Annotated in this window: 14 protein-coding genes; all 14 read right to left on the reverse strand. The window is 38.7% G+C overall.

The window, feature by feature from the left end; genetic code table 11:
- Positions 1–41 precede the first annotated feature (41 nt).
- On the reverse strand, positions 42–296 hold the full coding sequence (locus tag LJY09_RS21095; protein WP_013058951.1) for a YlmC/YmxH family sporulation protein: 255 nt from the start codon (positions 294–296) through the stop codon (positions 42–44).
- A 345-nt stretch (positions 297–641) separates the two neighbouring features.
- Positions 642–1,421: an RNA polymerase sporulation sigma factor SigG gene (gene sigG / locus LJY09_RS21100; RefSeq protein WP_013058952.1), complete on the reverse strand. Its 780-nt coding sequence runs from the start codon at positions 1,419–1,421 to the stop codon at positions 642–644.
- Positions 1,422–1,569: 148 nt separating this feature from the next.
- The gene (gene sigE / locus LJY09_RS21105; protein ID WP_013058953.1) at positions 1,570–2,289 is read right to left on the reverse strand and encodes an RNA polymerase sporulation sigma factor SigE; all 720 of its coding nucleotides are present in this window, start codon (positions 2,287–2,289) and stop codon (positions 1,570–1,572) included.
- Positions 2,290–2,319: 30 nt separating this feature from the next.
- Positions 2,320–3,243, reverse strand: coding sequence for a sigma-E processing peptidase SpoIIGA (gene spoIIGA / locus LJY09_RS21110; RefSeq protein WP_014458377.1), 924 nt, complete (start codon positions 3,241–3,243; stop codon positions 2,320–2,322).
- 276 nt (positions 3,244–3,519) lie between these two features.
- Positions 3,520–4,677: a cell division protein FtsZ gene (gene ftsZ / locus LJY09_RS21115; RefSeq protein WP_013058955.1), complete on the reverse strand. Its 1,158-nt coding sequence runs from the start codon at positions 4,675–4,677 to the stop codon at positions 3,520–3,522.
- A 41-nt stretch (positions 4,678–4,718) separates the two neighbouring features.
- A complete protein-coding gene (gene ftsA, locus LJY09_RS21120) occupies positions 4,719–6,014 on the reverse strand; it encodes a cell division protein FtsA (protein ID WP_013058956.1) in 1,296 nt (431 codons plus the stop codon).
- Positions 6,015–6,441: 427 nt separating this feature from the next.
- A complete protein-coding gene (locus LJY09_RS21125) occupies positions 6,442–7,200 on the reverse strand; it encodes a cell division protein FtsQ/DivIB (protein WP_033579764.1) in 759 nt (252 codons plus the stop codon).
- 153 nt (positions 7,201–7,353) lie between these two features.
- On the reverse strand, positions 7,354–8,259 hold the full coding sequence (gene murB / locus LJY09_RS21130; protein WP_098999570.1) for a UDP-N-acetylmuramate dehydrogenase: 906 nt from the start codon (positions 8,257–8,259) through the stop codon (positions 7,354–7,356).
- 540 nt (positions 8,260–8,799) lie between these two features.
- On the reverse strand, positions 8,800–9,900 hold the full coding sequence (gene spoVE / locus LJY09_RS21135) for a stage V sporulation protein E (protein ID WP_013058959.1): 1,101 nt from the start codon (positions 9,898–9,900) through the stop codon (positions 8,800–8,802).
- 61 nt (positions 9,901–9,961) lie between these two features.
- Positions 9,962–11,311, reverse strand: a complete 1,350-nt coding sequence (murD, locus tag LJY09_RS21140) for a UDP-N-acetylmuramoyl-L-alanine--D-glutamate ligase (RefSeq protein ID WP_028411474.1) — start codon at positions 11,309–11,311, stop codon at positions 9,962–9,964.
- Positions 11,312–12,286: a phospho-N-acetylmuramoyl-pentapeptide-transferase gene (gene mraY, locus LJY09_RS21145; protein ID WP_013058961.1), complete on the reverse strand. Its 975-nt coding sequence runs from the start codon at positions 12,284–12,286 to the stop codon at positions 11,312–11,314.
- A gap of 61 nt (positions 12,287–12,347) precedes the next feature.
- Entirely contained in the window at positions 12,348–13,811 is a 1,464-nt protein-coding gene (locus LJY09_RS21150; RefSeq protein ID WP_028411475.1) for a UDP-N-acetylmuramoyl-L-alanyl-D-glutamate--2,6-diaminopimelate ligase, read from the reverse strand.
- A 211-nt stretch (positions 13,812–14,022) separates the two neighbouring features.
- A complete protein-coding gene (locus LJY09_RS21155; RefSeq protein WP_013084856.1) occupies positions 14,023–15,939 on the reverse strand; it encodes a stage V sporulation protein D in 1,917 nt (638 codons plus the stop codon).
- Between the two features lie 69 nt (positions 15,940–16,008).
- Entirely contained in the window at positions 16,009–18,267 is a 2,259-nt protein-coding gene (locus tag LJY09_RS21160) for a penicillin-binding protein (RefSeq protein WP_028411476.1), read from the reverse strand.
- Between the last annotated feature and the right edge of the window lie 5 nt (positions 18,268–18,272).

The raw sequence follows: 18,272 nt of genomic DNA on the forward strand, positions 1-18,272 counted from the left end.
ACATATTGTACCACAGATTGCTAGGTGCTGTTGACAAAAAACTAATTCTCTTCAGGCTGAAATGCGTCTTTATAACGTACTAAAATGACATCGGAACCAATTTTCACAATATTTTTCCACGGAATCACAATTTCATCATCTTTTCCAAAGAAGCCCAATACACGAGAGCCTCCGATAATGACGGCCTGTATTTTTCCCGTTGTTAAGTCAATATCAATATCCCCTACATTTCCAAGTTTTTTGCCATCAGCTACATTCACTACATCTTTCAGCTGAAACTCTGAAATCTTTAACATGCTCTCTCCTCCTATAGCCAACTTTATTCCTTAGCCTATATATATTTTCAAATTTTCATTTCATGAAGGAAAAGCTTATTTTTTCTCTGCCATTCTCTTTCTATAAGCATTTTGTTCACTAATTACACAGTTTTTCATCAAGAGACATTCTCAACAAGCAGCGAGAAGTCCTCATAGCAATAGGAAATCTAACATGAATATCTTTTGGTTATGTATTCATTGATACATACAAAATAAGCATCGTGTCTGTTTTTATAGACACGATGCTTATTAAGTTGAACATCAAATAAAGTGAATGGTATTGATTGTATGAACAAGAGCAGCTGCTAGTTTAGAGAGCTTTTGTTAACTTTGAATATTTTTATTCATCTGTTTAATAGCAGCTTTTTCTAAACGAGAAACCTGCGCTTGAGAAATACCAATTTCTTCAGCAACTTCCATCTGTGTTTTACCTTGGAAGAAGCGCTTTCGTAAAATTAGTTTTTCTCGCTCGTTCAATCTTCTCATACCTTCTTGCAAAGCAATTTCTTCAATCCAAGTTGAATCACGGTTGCGTTCATCGCTTAGCTGATCCATCACATAGATTGGGTCTCCGCCATCATTGTAAATAGGTTCAAATAAAGAAACCGGATCTTGGATAGCATCTAAAGCAAACACAATTTCTTCATGCGGTACTTCTAGGACTTTTGAAATTTCCTCAGCTGTAGGTTCCTTGGATGTTTCACTCATAAGCCTTTCACGAACTTGAAGAGCTTTATAAGCAATATCACGAAGGGAACGAGAAACACGGATTGGATTATTGTCACGTAAATAGCGGCGAATTTCCCCTATAATCATTGGGACAGCATATGTAGAAAACTTCACGTTTTGACTTAAATCAAAATTGTCAATGGATTTCATTAATCCAATACACCCAACCTGAAATAAGTCATCAACAAATTCTCCACGATTGTTAAAACGTTGGATCACGCTGAGTACGAGACGTAAATTTCCGCTTACTAGCTTTTCTCTTGCTGTTCCATCTCCAGCCTGCATTTGTTTAAACAACTTTCGCATTTCTTCATTTTTTAATACGGGAAGTTTCGAAGTATCTACTCCACAAATTTCTACTTTATTTCTTGTCAACTCTTTCCCTCCTAACAGGAGATGATGTTCTGAATTCAGTATCTCCTCCGGAGGAAAAAATATGCACTTTTACAATTCTGACAATTCCACGCTAAAAAAGCTGATTGTATAAGATGCTTCTCAGCCCTTATACAATCAGCTTTTTTACTTAAACCATTTTATTAAATTCTTTTCGCAGCCGTTTAATAATTCGTTTTTCGAGCCTTGAAATATAAGACTGAGAAATGCCTAGCATATCGGCTACATCTTTTTGCGTTTTTTCTTCTCCGCCGGCTAGCCCAAAGCGCAGCTCCATAATTTGCTTTTCACGATCATTTAATTGGTGCAGTGCTTTCAGCAAAAGTTTTCGATCTACATTCGCTTCTAGGTCTTTTGTGATGATATCTTCTTCGGTTCCCATCACGTCAGACAATAACAGTTCGTTTCCATCCCAATCAATATTTAACGGCTCATCAAATGAAACTTCAGATCGAATTTTATTGTTGCGGCGCAAATACATTAAAATTTCATTTTCAATACAGCGAGAGGCGTACGTCGCTAGCTTAATTTTCTTTTCAGGATTAAACGTGTTTACTGCTTTAATTAAACCGATGGTGCCGATGCTAATTAAATCCTCAATATTGATTCCCGTATTTTCAAACTTGCGGGCAATATAAACAACAAGTCGCAAATTACGCTCAATCAACAGTGAACGTGCTGCTTCATCTCCTGATGGAAGTTTCTTCAAGAGCACTTCTTCTTCATCTTTTGTTAAAGGTGGTGGAAGAGCTTCACTTCCTCCTATATAGTACACTTCATCTGTTTTTAGCTTAAGTTTAATTAATAATTTGTACCACCATAATTGAAATCGAATTCGATATGTAGCCATTGTGTATCCTCCTTTATTTGTTCACACCTTTTACGATGCGGAACTTACTTCTCCAATAACGATAAGCTTCGGATGAACAATACATTCATATTGCTTCTCCACTGAAAGCGTTGTATGACTAATACCTACTAATACTTTAGTGACTTCAATCGTGTTGGACTGATGAACCAGCCTTACCATATCTGGCTTTAGAGCAAGCAGCAGCTGATTGGCTTGGCCTACGCTTCGATAAGGGACAAAGCGGACTTTTGAATACCACTCTTGATCAATATCTTCGCTGTGTGAAAAGGATTGAACATTTTTGCTTAATTCCATTAAGCCTTCAGGCAATATTTCTTTTAAAGAATCTGCTGTAACAATCATAACCGGGGTTTTCGTCAGCGGATCTACAAGCTGATTCCCACTATCAATAAGTCCTTTCATCGACAGCGTCTGTTCGTTTAAAATAACTTCTACATCTACCAGCTGATCAAATGTAATATTTTTCATTCGCAAATCATCAACTCGTGCTTTTGAAAAATAAGATAATAGCGGAAAACCAATAAGAACAAATATCCAGCTAATAGGATCACCAAACTGTGGAGATTTCGTATCAACCATTTGATTAAGAACAAGGAACTGATCTTGAAATAAAAAGTGAACGCCCATTAACCCTCCACCCACAACAAAGGTTGCAAAATAAAACGTTAATAAATTCTCAAAGAAAAAGCGCAGTCGTTTATAACCAAACGCCATCAATACCATAAAAAACGAGAATAAAATTTTAATAGCAGGGTGAACCATAAGATGAGAAAAAGGTGTAAACATAAGAAGGACAATCAATGAACCGATAAAGCCGCCAAGCAAAAGCCGCCACCACTTGTAATTCCGTTTAAGTACAACAGCACATAACATTAGTAAGATCGTATCTAACCCAAAATTCAGCATCCATATTAAATCTAAATAGATTGGCAATGTTTATAACCTCTCCATTCTTTCTGAATTTTTCTGTTAAAAATTAGTATATAGTACATCCTATTAGAAAGTCTGTCAGTTCATGCCGAGAAACAAGCAGTATTTTTGAGGAAATCATTCGATATTTGTCACACTACTTTTAGAAAGAAAACACAAACCCTTTGAAGGCGTCATATTGACCATGTCGAATGTTTTTTATACTCTTTTTGAGTTTTCTAGATTCATTGCATAAAAAAAGACCTCTGTATAAAACAGAGGTCGTGGCTTTTTATTTTCTTAGCGTCTACGATTACGGTTTCGTAAGAATGTTGGAATATCTAGCGCATCTTCAGACTGTGGCTGAGATGGACGCGTATATTCTTGCTGTACAGGTTCTTCACGCTTTACTTCACGCTTCGGCTGTGGAGCCGGTTGCTGTGTCGATTGCTGCATGCGATTCGCCGATAACGAAGGACGACCTGGTTTTGGCTGTGATAAATCTTGGTCACTAAAGCCAGTTGCAATAACTGTAACAACAATCTCATCTTTTAGGTTTTCGTTAATAACAGATCCAAAGATCATGTTCACTTCTTGGTCAGAAGCCGAAGCAACGATATCTGCAGCTTCTTGTACTTCGTAAAGACTTAGGTTTGTACCGCCTGTGATATTCATTAATACACCTTGAGCTCCATCGATAGATGTTTCAAGAAGTGGACTTGAAATAGCTTTTTTAGCTGCTTCAGCAGCGCGGTTTTCACCAGTCGCAATACCGATACCCATAAGTGCAGATCCTTTGTTAGACATAATTGTTTTCACGTCCGCGAAGTCTAAGTTAATTAATCCAGGAACTGCGATTAAATCTGAAATACCTTGAACACCTTGTCGTAATACGTTATCCGCTTCACGGAACGCTTCTAGCATTGGCGTGTTTTTATCAACGATTTCTAATAAGCGATCATTTGGAATAACAATCAGCGTATCCACTGCTTCTTTCATTGACGCAATGCCGCCTGCCGCTTGAGTAGAACGCTTACGGCCTTCAAACGTAAACGGACGAGTAACAACGCCTACCGTTAGTGCTCCTAGCTCACGAGCAATTTGGGCAATGACTGGAGCTGCACCAGTTCCAGTTCCTCCACCCATACCAGCTGTTACGAAAACCATGTCTGCACCTTTTAGTGCTTCTTGGATTTGTTCCTTACTTTCTTCAGCTGCTTTTTTACCAACTTCTGGATTAGCACCTGCACCTAATCCTCTTGTTAATTTAGCGCCGATTTGCATTTTTGTTTCAGCTTTTGATAAATTTAATGCCTGTGCATCTGTATTAACTGCAATAAATTCTACACCTTGGACGCCATGTTCAATCATTCGGTTAACCGCGTTGTTACCGCCGCCTCCGACACCGATTACTTTAATCGTCGCTAATTGGTCTACACTTGTATCAAACTCCAACATGATAGTTCCTCCTAATTCTTCGAAATTACCAATCCGTAACGTTAATCAAAGAAGTATCCAAAAAACTTCTTCATTAAATTTTGGTCATTTTTCTTTTTCGGCTGCTCAGCTGATTGTTGCGGCTGCTGTGGTTTCGGGCTAGGTTTGATCATTTCTTGCTCAATCGGCTCTTCTTCCACAACTGGCGCTCCAATTTCCCGGCCTTGTATTTTAGCATTTTTGTATGCAAATTTTATTAATCCTACGCCTGTTGTATAATGCGGCTCACGTACTCCAATATAATCAGGCACTGCTATGCGCACGTTATTCTTTAAAATCACTTGAGCTAGCTCAAGAATACCAGGCATCGCTACTACTCCGCCTGTTAGAACAAATCCTCCTGGAATATCTTTGTATCCTAGGCGGTTTACCTCCTGCGTAATCATATCTAAAATCTCTTCTAATCTAGCTTCAATAATATCAGAGATTTCGAGCTGATTAAACTGCTGATGCTGATCGCTTCCAATGATCGGTACACTAAATACTTCTTCTTCAGAAGCATGATCGTAGAAAGCATGTCCATGCTTTATCTTAATATTTTCCGCGTCTTCAGTCGATGTGCGAAGGCCAATCGATAAATCTTTGGTAATGTGCTCTCCGCCAACTGCTAGTACATTTGTTACTTTCAAATGTCCTTGGTCAAAGATCGCAACCGTTGTTGAACCTCCACCGATATCTACCAGTGCGACACCTAAGTTTTTTTCATCACGAGATAATGCAATTGAACCAGCGGCTAGAGGTTGTAAACAAATATCACTGATTTCTAAACCAGCTCTTTCTACACAGCGTAATAAGTTATGTAAAACCGTTCTAGATCCTGTTATGATTGTGCCTTCCATTTCTAAACGTACCCCAATCATACCTCTAGGATCGTTAATACCTTCTAAGCCATCTACAATAAATTGCTTTGGAATAACATCAATGATTTCACGATCTGGCGGGATAGACATGACTTGAGCAGCATCAATTACTCGATGAATATCTTCGTTTGTAATTTCACGATTTTCGCTTGACACGGCTACTACTCCGTGACAATCCTGTAAAAATACATGATTTCCGCTTATGCCCACTACAACCTTTTTAATTGTAATGCCTACCATTCGTTCAGCTTGTTCTACTGCTTTTCTAATAGATTGAACTGTTGCATCTATATCAACGATAGAACCTTTTTTTAGTCCGTGTGATTTAACATTCCCTACACCAATGATATTCAATGAATCGTTACTCATCTCTCCGATGATTACTTTCACACTGGATGTACCGATGTCTAAACTAACGTATATTTCATTGCTGTTCATTCTTTGGCACCTCCTTTTTCTTTCTGCACATGTCATCTTAAATAAATTAAGAAGAACAACAATATTAATTTTTTATTATATGAAAATATTCAACAAATACATCTGTTTCCCTTTTGTAAAATCAATTTTTTTCAAGTTTTTCACAGACTTTATCTCTTTCAAAGAACAAAACGTTCTTGTTTTGACTTTTTTTTAGATTTAAGCCTCAAATTCACTGAAAAAAAGCTATTTAACTACAAGTCTACACTAAGATGTACACTGAGAAAAGCGAAACTTACCTAGAACAAATATTACATTTCCATTTCACAGCAGCGGAGAAGAAAATCATATGTATGCAGAATACTTGCATGTGATTATACAATGTACAAGGGCTAGTTTGCCAGTCTCAACTCATCTATTTCCTTTAATTAACACTTATAAAAAATAATTACTGCTTGCTCTTTTTATAAGGTTTAAATGCATATCCTTCTTCTAAATCAATAATGCCTTTTTGATCATCACTCAATTTACTTGCAATAGCTGGGTAATGAATAATTTTATCAGAGAAGTTGCTAATTTTCCCGCTTACTTCACGCGTATCATTCATAAACACCTCGATGTGAAGAGGTTCTGATTTTGTCGGCGCGTAGTAAATCTCAGAAATAGCCCCTTTTATACTCTTAGGCGTTTTAGCTAATTCTTGAACCATGCTTTGTATAGCGTCTCCGTCTTTCCAGTCAATTAGCAACGGAGCGTCGGATGACACTTTCTTAGCACTTACTTCTTTTAAAACTTTTCCATTTTCATTCACAGGGAAATATTTATTCCCCGAGGTTACATATGCAATTCTTGCGTACTCTTTTACGTCGATTACAACCTTATTAGGAAATGTTTTATGAATGACAGCTTCCTTTACCTCAGGGTTTTTTTCGACTTTTTCTTGAATTTGATCAGCGTCAGCTTTCCAGTAGCTGGTTTTTTTGGACAGACCACTCGCTTTGACAATATCCTTATCACTTACATGTTTATTCCCTTGTACTTCAATGTTAGAAACATTACTCAGAGAAGATTGAGAATATACAATAAATAAAATAAGGATGAAAAAGAGTGATAAATACAAAATAAGCCGTCTATTTGCTTTTTGCTTTCGCTGTTCTTGCAGCTTCGGTACACGATCTTCTAAAACAATTAACTTACCTTTTTCCATTTTTTTCACCCTTATCCATTTGAGAAAATAAACGAGGACTTACCATCTATTTATTTCCAATCTTTGCTTCATGAGAATATCCCCATTATAGCATAGAATAAACACATAAAAGCTACCTTTTCACGCATAACCATACAGCGAAGGGCTGAGTAATTAGCGACCGATAATCTCAACTTCTGTATGAATATCAATATCGAATTTCTCTTTAATTGTTTTCTTAACATGAGCAATTAAATTCAGCACGTCTGAAGCCGTTGCATTTCCTGTATTGACAATGAAGTTCGCATGCTGTTCACTAATTTGCGCACCGCCTACTGAAAAACCTTTTAAGTTGGACTTTTCAATTAAGTCTCCTGCATAATTTGGAAGCGGATTTCTAAAAATACTTCCTGCACAAGGGAAATTCCAAGGCTGTGTTTCGCGGCGATAGTCTTTATTTTTCTGCATGACCGCCACAATATCATCTTTCGTTCCCTTTTTCAAACGCAGCACAGCTTCTACACATACTCCAGGACGGTCTTTTTGTAGAATGGAATGACGATACGAAAATTGAAGCTCTTCATTTGTCAGCCACTCCAGAGTGCCATCTTCAAATAAAATCAGCGCTTTTTCGACTACATGAGACATATCAGAACCATGGGCACCTGCATTCATATAAACAGCGCCTCCCACAGATCCAGGAATTCCACTTGAAAACTCCAATCCAGACAGACCTTGTTTTGTAATAACTGTTGCAAGCTTGATGCTAGGGTATCCCCCACCTACAGTAACCGTCTCTCCATCTACTGTTAAATCATCTAATCCGGCTCCGAGCTTAATGACCACACCTTCAATTCCCTTATCAGAAACAAGAAGATTAGATCCTCGACCAATCGCTCTCCATTTCACGCCGTGTTTTTTAATCATATCCATTGTAACTTTTAAGTGATCAACAGAATCAGGTTCTACAAGCACATCTGCTGGACCACCAATTTTCATTGTTGTATGTTTTGCTAGCGGTTCATTTTCACGAACCTTTCCAATATTCGCTTCGACTAACTCTTTTACTAACGCTTCCATAAGAACCTCCTAAAACCCTCTTTGCTGTTATAAAACTTTCATGTCAATGCGCCCTTACTTCTAATGCATAAGAATAATAAGAACAGATTCATAACTAAGCAGCAGCACCTTGTAAGATACCTTTTTTCTACGAAGGCACTCTATTCTGTTGTCAATTTCATCATTTTTATTTATCGTATGACATTCACCCATAGAATGTACGTTCATCTGCTATATAAAGTAATTTTGATTGTTTTTTTATCGTTTTTCATTTAGAAGTTAAACACATGCTGACAGTCATAAAAAAACGCTACGCTCATAAGTGCACATACGTTCACCTACTCACTAAGATAAAACATTTAACCTTACACATCATACCATAGTTGGACTCAAAATTGGTTATCACAACATTACATTTTAAAAACATTTCATACAAAAATATCATCTACCTGTAAAAAATCGAAAATAAACCGCCAACAAAATCCGGCGTGCACTTGGATTTAAGATGACGGTTTACTTCAGTAGACCATTGCCTACTTGACATTATACAATTTTTTTCAATTAATAGCGAGAATATCTACTAACATTTAACAAAACTCCAACTGCTGCCAGCATGAGCGTCAGCGACGATCCGCCGTAACTTAAAAATGGAAGCGTAATTCCCGTAACAGGCATAAGACCTGTTACCACGCCTATATTAATCATGACTTGAATCGCAACCATTGAAATAATTCCTAAGGCTAAGAACGTTCCGTAAAGATCAGGTGCTCCGAGCGCTACTTTAATTCCTCTCCAAAGCAATAAGCTAAACAAAAGAAGAACAAGCGTTCCGCCGATGAAACCGAGCTCTTCTGCCAGAATAGCAAAAATAAAATCAGTTTGAGGCTCCGGCAGATAAAAGAACTTTTGTCTACTTTGCCCTAACCCTAATCCAAGCAATCCCCCCGGCCCAATTGCATAAAGAGATTGAATGATTTGAAACCCGCTTCCAAGCGGATCTTCCCAAGGATTTAAAAATGAGGTGATGCGTTTAATCCGATAAGGAGCTGATAAAACAAGCCCTACAAAACCGGCAACGCCAAGCAACCCAAGACCTGCAAAGTGACTTACCTTTGCTCCTGAAACAAAAATCATGACTAAACAAGTTCCAACAAGCACCGTTCCAGTTCCTAAATCCGGCTGCATCATAATAATGCCAAACGGTAAGAAAACCAGTAATAACGCCGGTAACATTCCTTTTCTAAAGGATGTAATTTTCTTCTGGTTTTCTGATAAATATTTCGCTAAAAATATAATCATAGCAAACTTCATAAATTCTGAAGGCTGAATCGAAAACGCTCCAACTCCTATCCAACTTTGCGACCCATTCCGTACTAGCCCTACTCCCGGAATCAATACAAGTACCAGCATAACAAAGCAAATGATTACAATTGGCTTTGCCCACGTACGCCACATCCAATAATCAATATTCATGATGACAAACATCGCGCATACTCCAAGCCCTGCAAATAAGAGCTGGCGTTTAGCAAAGAAAAAAGAATCATTAAACTTGTATGTAGCCCATACCGCACTTGCACTGTATACCATGATAAGGCCGATGGTTAGCAAGGAAAGCGTAACGATTATGAGAAAAAAATCTGGGGTAGACCTTTTTGTCGACACTGTCACACACCTCTAAAAATAGATTAGGGCTAGTGTATTTTCTAGGTGTTTAGACAAGCCCTTATTTCAGTTTATGCACAGATTCAATAAAGATGTCACCACGTTCTTCAAAAGTTTTAAATTGATCCCAGCTTGCACAAGCAGGAGATAATAAAATAACATCTTCTTCATCTGAACAAGCATATGCTTCTGAAACTGCTTGTTTAACATTATCGACACGTTTTACAATTTGTATTCCCTCTTCTTTGGCTACGCGTTCAATTTTAGGAGCCGTTTCACCAAACGTAATAACAGCTTTCACATTTTTAAACTCTTCTTTTAAATCATCAAACTCATTGCCGCGATCGAGTCCGCCTGCAAGTAGAATCGTCGGCTGTGAAAAAGCGGAAAGAGCTACTTTTGTAGCAAGCATATTTGTAGCTTTAGAGTCATTATAAAACTTACGTTTGTTGATTGTCGTGACATATTGAACGCGGTGTTTAACACCAGCAAACGTTGTGAGCACGGAGTAGATAGCTTCATTTGAACAGCCGTACAGCTTCACAACGGATACAGCTGCTAAAATATTTTCTTGATTATGTTTGCCTGGCAGCACCACATCTTTTAACGACATCACTTCTTCATCTTTAAAGAAAATCGTTTCGTTTTTAATATACGCTCCTTCTGTCGTTTGAGCTGTAACAGAAAAAGGTACTTTTGTCGCTTTAATATTTGCACTAGCTTTCATCACTAGCTCATCATCCGCATTAATAACGGCAAAGTCTTCACTTGTTTGATTGTTAAAGAGATTTGCTTTCGCTTTGATATATTCCTCTTTTGTACCATGATAGTCTAAGTGAGCATCAAACAAATTCAATAATAAAGAGATTTTCGGACGGAATTTTTCAATTCCCATCAGCTGAAAAGAAGAAAGCTCCGTTACAATTACATTGTCCTTTGTTGCTTTTTGCGCCACTTCACAAGCTACTGTTCCAATATTTCCAGCAATCAACGGCTGCTTTTGATCTTCTTCTAACATTTTATAAATGAGCGTTGTTGTTGTTGTCTTCCCATTGCTTCCCGTAATTCCGATAAAAGGAGCTTCGCTAATTTCATAAGCTAATTCTACCTCTGTTAAAATCGGAATATGTCGCTTTAATGCTTCTTGCAATAGAACATTTGAATACGGAATCCCAGGGTTTTTTACAATAACATCCGCTTTGTCTAAAAGCTCAAGCGGATGATGTCCACAGACAACTTCAATGCCCGTTTTTTCTAATTCCTGTGCTGCTGCGTTCTCTTCGTACGGTTTTTGATCATTAACGACTACTTTAGCACCAAGCTGTTTAACTAACTGAGCGGCTGCTAAACCGCTCTTGGCTAATCCTAAAATAAGTACTTGTTTACCTTGATACGTATTGACTGATTTCATTTAAATCCACACCTCGATATAAATTCCAAGCATTGCAAATAATAGTCCTACAGCCCAAAAAGTCATAACTACGCGCCATTCCGACCAGCCGCTTAGCTCGTAATGGTGATGAAGCGGGCTCATTTTAAACACACGTTTTCCTGTTGTTTTGAAAGATGCGACTTGAATAATAACAGATAATGTTTCAATAACAAACACACCACCGATAATAACAAGCAAGAATTCCATTTTCATTAAGACAGCCACCGTAGCGATAGCTCCTCCTAGCGCTAAAGAACCCGTATCTCCCATAAATACTTTTGCAGGATGGGCATTAAAAACTAAAAATCCTAACACAGCTCCTACTACAGCAACTGAGAAAATAGATAGTTCAAACTGCTCTGCATTCCAGGCGAGAACTGCAAATGCACCAAAAGCAATCGCACTTGTACCAGATACAAGTCCGTCTAATCCATCCGTTAAGTTGACCGCGTTTGAAAAACCAACAAGCCAGATGATGAGGAAAACAACATAAAACCAACCTAAATCGATTGGGTCTTTAATTCCTGGAATCGTCACTTCAGTTGAAAACTCAAACTGTCTTGCAATAAAGTAAAAAATAATTGAAATGACAACCTGACCTAAAAACTTTTGTTTAGATGTTAATCCAAGGTTACGCTTTAACACTACTTTTATAAAATCATCTAAAAATCCTAATAAACCAAATCCGATTGTGACAAATAATAATAGAAACGTCTTATATGTAAGTTCTGCATATTGATTGACCATAATAAGAGTTGCCACAATAATAGATAATAAAATCATGATACCGCCCATTGTAGGTGTACCTGATTTTTTTTGGTGAGATTTCGGGCCTTCATCACGAATACTTTGACCAAACTTTAATCTTCTTAAGAAGGGAATAAAAATCGGCGACAATACAACCGTAATCAAAAAGGCTACGCCGATTGTCAATAAAATTGATTGTTCTAGCACGATGTCCCCTCCTTAACTTCTAACTCATTCCGACTCATTTTGTTCTCTACCCATTTCATTACTACTTTCGCTCCTCAATCATTTTGCGTGCTACTTCTCGATCGTCAAAATCGAATACTTTTTTACCAATAATTTGATAGGTCTCGTGCCCTTTTCCAGCAATGACAATAACATCATCTGCATGCGCTGTTTCCACTGCATAGCGAATAGCTTCTGCACGATCAGCAATCGTCACATAGTTATCTGTATCCAAACCTTCTTCCATATCTTTTAAAATAGCCAATGGATCTTCACTTCGTGGATTATCAGATGTCAAAATAGCTTGTGTACTGTATTCAGCTGCAATCCGAGCCATGATTGGTCGTTTTGTACGATCTCGATCTCCGCCACAACCAACAATAACATATATATTGCGTTTTGCGAATTCTTTTACAGTTTTTAACACGTTCTCTAAGCTGTCCGGCGTGTGGGCATAATCCACGATAACCGTAAAATCTTGCTGCGCATCAACCACTTCAAAACGCCCAGACACACCTTCTAACACTTTTATTTCCTCGACAATAACTGACAGAGGGAGACCAGATACTAAACATGCAGCTGTAGCCGCTAATACGTTGTAGACGCTAAATTTCCCAATAAGCTTCATTTCTACAGAAACCGTTTCTGTCGGTGTTGTCAAATCGAACGTTGTGCCGCTGTTTGTAATTTGAATATTCGTTGCACGAATATCACTTTCACGGTCAATACCATACGTAATCACTGTAGCAGCCGTGTTTTTAATATATTCCTCGGTTGCCGCATCATCGACATTAAGAACAGCAAATTTAGGACGAGTATGGTTATAAGCATTTCCTAACTGTGCAAATAGCAACCCTTTCGCACGACGATAATCTTCCATTGTATGATGATAGTCGAGGTGATCTTGCGTTAAGTTACTAAATACCGCCACGTCAAAGTCGCACCCGTGTACGCGTCCTAAGTCAAGCGCGTGAGATGATACTTCCATCATCGCTACTTCTACATTCTCTTCCACCATTTGATTAAATGTTTTTTGAAGAGTCAGCGATTCAGGCGTTGTGTTTTTCACATCATAAGACGTATCACCAATACGAATTTCAATCGTTCCAATTAGACCCGTCTTTTTATGCTGTGATTTAAAGATATGCTCAATTAAATGTGTAATCGTTGTTTTTCCATTTGTGCCTGTTACACCAATTAAATGCATTTTTTGTGTGGGCTGATTGTAGAAAGCATCCGCCAGCACTGCCATTGCTCGCTTTGTACTCTTCACGCGTACAACGGGCACTTCTACATCCACAGGCTTTTCTGCTAAGATTGCTACTGCCCCTTTTTCCACAGCCATCTGTGCAAAGCTATGACCATCAACCGTATAGCCGTCTATACAAATGAACAATGCGCCGGGCTTAACTTCTCTTGAATCCATTTCAATTGACGTAATATCAATATTCTGTTCAGGAAGCTGAACAAAATCATGTAAATGTGTTAGTAGTTCTCGTAAATCCATTCCTACCATGTCCTCTCTATTTGTAAAGTGAAACGTTTGTTATAAGACGCTATGGCAACTATTCTTCTTTTTCTAGCACCTAACCTATTACATTTTACAGAAAAAGAAGCCCGGAGGGAACACCCCCAAGGCTTATTTGTTGATTTCATGTTCACACGCAGCGTAACCTGCTGATTATCATGCAAGGAAGAATAATAGTTTATAGAGATTTTTATTTTCCCATATAAATTCTAACCGTTTCGCCTTCTTTAACTTTCGTTCCGGCTGCAGGAGACTGCTTGACCACTTTATCTCCTTCGCCACTCACATCTAATTTTAAATTAAGTAGCTGTTCTTGTAACTCTTTTTTTGACATTCCTACGACATTTGGTACTTTTATCATTGGTGTGTCCAGCCACGTTAACTCTTTTTCAATTTGTCCTTTACGCGGTTTAACGTCCATCACACGCAAACTGTCTTCAATCATTTTACCTACAATCGGAGCTGCTACCACTCCACCAAACTGAATGGTGCCCTTTGGATTATCAACCGCAACATACACGACAATTTCAGGGTTATCTGCTGGTGCAACACCGATAAAAGAAACGATGTGATTATTTTTTAAATACTTTCCATTTTGAGCTTTCTGCGCCGTACCCGTCTTTCCTCCAACGCGGTACCCTTCCACAAAAGCTCCTTTTCCGCTTCCTTGTGCGACTACACTTTCAAGAGCAAAACGCACTTGCTTAGACGTTTCCTCGGAAATAACTTTTCGCTTAGCAACCGGTTTATGACTGCTTACAACTTTTCCGGTAGTTGGATCCACCCACTCTTTTGCAATATAAGGTTCATAAAGCGTTCCACCGTTTACGGCTGCTGAAACAGCAGCTACTTGTTGAATAGGAGTAACGGCAACCCCTTGCCCAAAAGCTGTTGTAGCTTGTTCAACCGGACCCACGCGCTCAAGCGGGAACAAAATTCCTTTTGCTTCCCCTTGTAAATCAATACCTGTTTTTTGACCAAAGCCAAATTCTTTAATGTATTTGAACAATTTCTCTTTTCCTAAACGTTCCCCAAGCTCCACAAAACCAGGGTTACATGAGTTCTGTACAACTTCTAAAAAAGACTGCTGTCCGTGTCCGCCTTTTTTCCAGCAGCGAAGTCTCGCTCCTCCAACTTCCGCGGCTCCATCATCGTAGAATTGATCTTTTAGTAAATCCACTTTCTTTTCTTCAAGAGCAGCTGCCAGTGTAATAATCTTAAACGTTGATCCGGGCTCATATACGCTCCAGATTGGAAGATTGCGATTATACACCTCAGGCTTCACATTTTTAAAATCCGTCGGATCAAAGCCCGGACGACTTGACATACCTAAAATTTCACCGTTTTTAGGATTCATGGCAATGGCAATCATACCATCTGGATTATAAGCTGTCTGAGCATTATCCAACTCACGCTCCATGATTGTTTGCACACGTGAATCAATGGTCAATCTCAAATCGAGCCCGTCCACAGGCGCTGTGTAGTCATCGGCTATATTGGGCATCTTTTTACCTTTAGCATCAGAATACAATTTAACTGAACCTTTTTGTCCTTTTAGCTCTTTATCATAATATAATTCAAGGCCCGTTAACCCTTGATTATCTACTCCCGCAAAGCCTAATACATGCGACAAATAACTTCCAAACGGATAGTACCGCTTCGAATCCTCAGCTATATATACGCCTTTTAAATTTAAATTTCGCACTTCATTTGCTTTCGCATGTGAAATTTTTCTTCCTTCAGGACGCAAATATACGCTAGAAGAAGCTTTTGTTATTTGTTCATATACTTTTTCTTTTGATGCTCCCAGCACTTTTGCTAACTTTTCAGCCGTAACAGCTGGATTTTCAACTTGTCTTGGCATAACTAAAACGGTCGGTGCACTTTTATTTGTAGCAAGTGCCACATCATTGCGATCTAGTATCTTTCCTCTTTCAGGTTCAAAAGGAATATTCCGACTCCATAAGTCTTTGGCTTTTTCAGTTAGCGTATCCCCAGTCAGCAACTGTACATATCCAAGCCTTGTATCAATAATCAAAAACACAATAAAACCGACAAACAAAACAATGGCTAGCCTTTTACGAACTGTGACTCCTGATACCCGCATATATTAGAACCTCCTCTGAATCGGCTCGTTCCAATATATGCTTGTACAGGATTCACTAGAACTTATTTTCTAGTCAAGTTGCTTATCGTCTTTTTTACTGTCAGATTCACTTTTTTCCGTTTCTTTTAGCTTATTTAACGTGCTTGAAAATTCTTTAGGCGTTTCAAGTTCCACTTTCAGGTACGTTCCTGCTTTTAGCGGATCTCCTGCTTTAATACTTTGACTTACAACATAACCATTTTCAAGTGCGCTAGGTCGAACGTTGACAAATTCACTAAAGCGAATAACGTCACGATGTGAAAAACCTGTTAAATCAGGCATTGTGGCTTTTCCGTTTGTCTTAATGAACACGCGTTGACCAGTGACAATGGTATCAGAAGTCGGTGATTGGCTTTCTACCGTATCTCCTTTACCTATTACAACAGGAACAAGCCCTTTTTGTTTTAAGTCTTTCACGGTACTATCAACTGATTCATTAACGTAAGATTTAAGCTTGATTTCTGAATCCACTTTCTTTTCTTTCGTTTCTTTTCCGTCTTCATCCGTTTTTTGAGGCTCCACTCCTAAATACTGCAGACTATTTTTCATCACCGGATTAAATACAGCTGTAAGCGGCGCAGTACCCGTTTCTTGAGGCGTGAGAGTTGGATTTTTAACGGCTACATAGACAAGGAGCTTTGGATCCTTAGCAGGTGCAAAGCCCATAAAGGAAATGAAATTTTTCCCGTGTCCATGCAGGTAACCTCCGGTAGGCCCAGGAATTTGAGCTGTTCCCGTCTTTCCAGCGACATCGTATCCTTCAATCGCGTAAGGTTTGCCTGTTCCATCATCAGAAGAAACAACGGTTTCTAAAATACCTAGCGTTTCGTTCGCTGCTTTTTTAGAAATAGGCTGGCCTACTACGGTAGGTTTTGTTTTCTTAATTGTTTTCTTATTTGTTTCATCGACTACTTGTTTAATCACGTAAGGCTTCATCATTTTCCCGTCATTTGCAATCGCAGTAGCCGCTTGAATTTCTTGAATAGGCGTAAAAGCAGACGCCTGTCCAAACGCAGTGGTTACGCGGTCTCTCGGGTACTTCGTCACTAACTTGCTAGAAGCTTCATTTGGCAAGTCAATTCCCGTCTTATCCATAAAGCCAAACTTGTCCAAGTATTTATACAAACGGTCGGTACCTAATTTTTCGTTGGCTAAAATGGCAACCGCTACATTTGAAGACCTTTGAATTCCTTCATTAAATGTAATAGCTCCCCAGCCGACTCCGCCGTTGTGATCGTTAATCGGAACGCTGTTTTTCGTTACTTTATAAGATCCCGACTGATAGCGGTCTTCGCCGTTATAAACGCCTGCATCAATCGCGGCTGCTAGCGTAAAGATTTTCATCGTTGAACCAAGCTCATAGCTGTTTTCAACAAACGGATTGCGATAAGAAGTGATATCACGAATATTTGGATCAAATGAAGGTCGGTTTGACATCGCCAAAATTTCACCGGTTTTCGGATTCACTACCGTTGCCATTAGCTCTTCTGGTTTATATTCTTTAGCAGCAGCTGTCATCGCATCCTCTAAAAACGTTTGAATTTTTTCATCAATCGTAAGCGTAACGCTGTCTCCGTTTTTAGGAGCTACAATTGACTCTTTTGGATCCGGAAGCTTAATTCCGTTTTTAGCAGCTTCGTATTTCACATATCCATCTTCTTCAGAAAGCTGCTTATCAAATACTTTTTCAATTCCCATTTTCCCTACGATTTTACCCGTATCATCTTTTTGTGCATATCCTAAAATACTTGAGGCAAATACACCGTTTGGATAGAAGCGCTTCGAATCGCGTAAAAACGTGATGCCCGGGAGATTTAGCTTCTCAATTTTTTGCTTTAGCACGTTATCAATATCACGTCCGCCTGGGCCAAGTTCTACTTGGAAGGTACCACGTTTAATTCCTCTTGTTAACATGCTTTCAATTTTCGATTCGTCCATCTTCAACAACGGGGCTAATTTTTGAGCCGTCTTTTCTGGGTCTACCACATGTTGCGGGTGATCTTTATCTTTTGTTTGTTTTTTATCTAAAATCGCCACAACCGTATAAGCACCCGTGTCTTGGGCGATTGCTTCTCCATTTCGATCGTAAATCGTACCGCGCTGTCCTTCAATTTTAGACGTTCGCGTATGCTGTTTTTGTGCAATTTCGGCTAAAGCTTCTCCGTCTGCTTTGCCCGTCGCTTGGATGTAAAAGAACCTGATGGCTAATACAAAAAAGAGCAATGCAAATATTAAAATTAATATTGCTGCTCCTGTACTAATATTGCTATTTTTTCTTGGCGTAGTCATCGCAA

The organism is Priestia sp. J2 (assembly GCF_020790095.1).
Taxonomy (GTDB): Bacteria; Bacillota; Bacilli; order Bacillales; family Bacillaceae_H; genus Priestia; species Priestia zanthoxyli.

Excerpts from the sequence above, each read along its gene's own strand:
- LJY09_RS21095 (WP_013058951.1), bottom strand. The coding sequence starts at position 296 with ATGTTAAAGATTTCAGAGTTTCAGCTGAAAGATGTAGTGAATGTAGCT.
- sigE (WP_013058953.1), bottom strand. The coding sequence starts at position 2,289 with ATGGCTACATATCGAATTCGATTTCAATTATGGTGGTACAAATTATTA.
- ftsZ (WP_013058955.1), bottom strand. The coding sequence starts at position 4,677 with ATGTTGGAGTTTGATACAAGTGTAGACCAATTAGCGACGATTAAAGTA.
- ftsA (WP_013058956.1), bottom strand. The coding sequence starts at position 6,014 with ATGAACAGCAATGAAATATACGTTAGTTTAGACATCGGTACATCCAGT.
- LJY09_RS21125 (WP_033579764.1), bottom strand. The coding sequence starts at position 7,200 with ATGGAAAAAGGTAAGTTAATTGTTTTAGAAGATCGTGTACCGAAGCTG.
- murB (WP_098999570.1), bottom strand. The coding sequence starts at position 8,259 with ATGGAAGCGTTAGTAAAAGAGTTAGTCGAAGCGAATATTGGAAAGGTT.
- murD (WP_028411474.1), bottom strand. The coding sequence starts at position 11,311 with ATGAAATCAGTCAATACGTATCAAGGTAAACAAGTACTTATTTTAGGA.
- LJY09_RS21150 (WP_028411475.1), bottom strand. The coding sequence starts at position 13,811 with ATGGATTTACGAGAACTACTAACACATTTACATGATTTTGTTCAGCTT.
- LJY09_RS21155 (WP_013084856.1), bottom strand. The coding sequence starts at position 15,939 with ATGCGGGTATCAGGAGTCACAGTTCGTAAAAGGCTAGCCATTGTTTTG.
- LJY09_RS21160 (WP_028411476.1), bottom strand. The coding sequence starts at position 18,267 with ATGACTACGCCAAGAAAAAATAGCAATATTAGTACAGGAGCAGCAATA.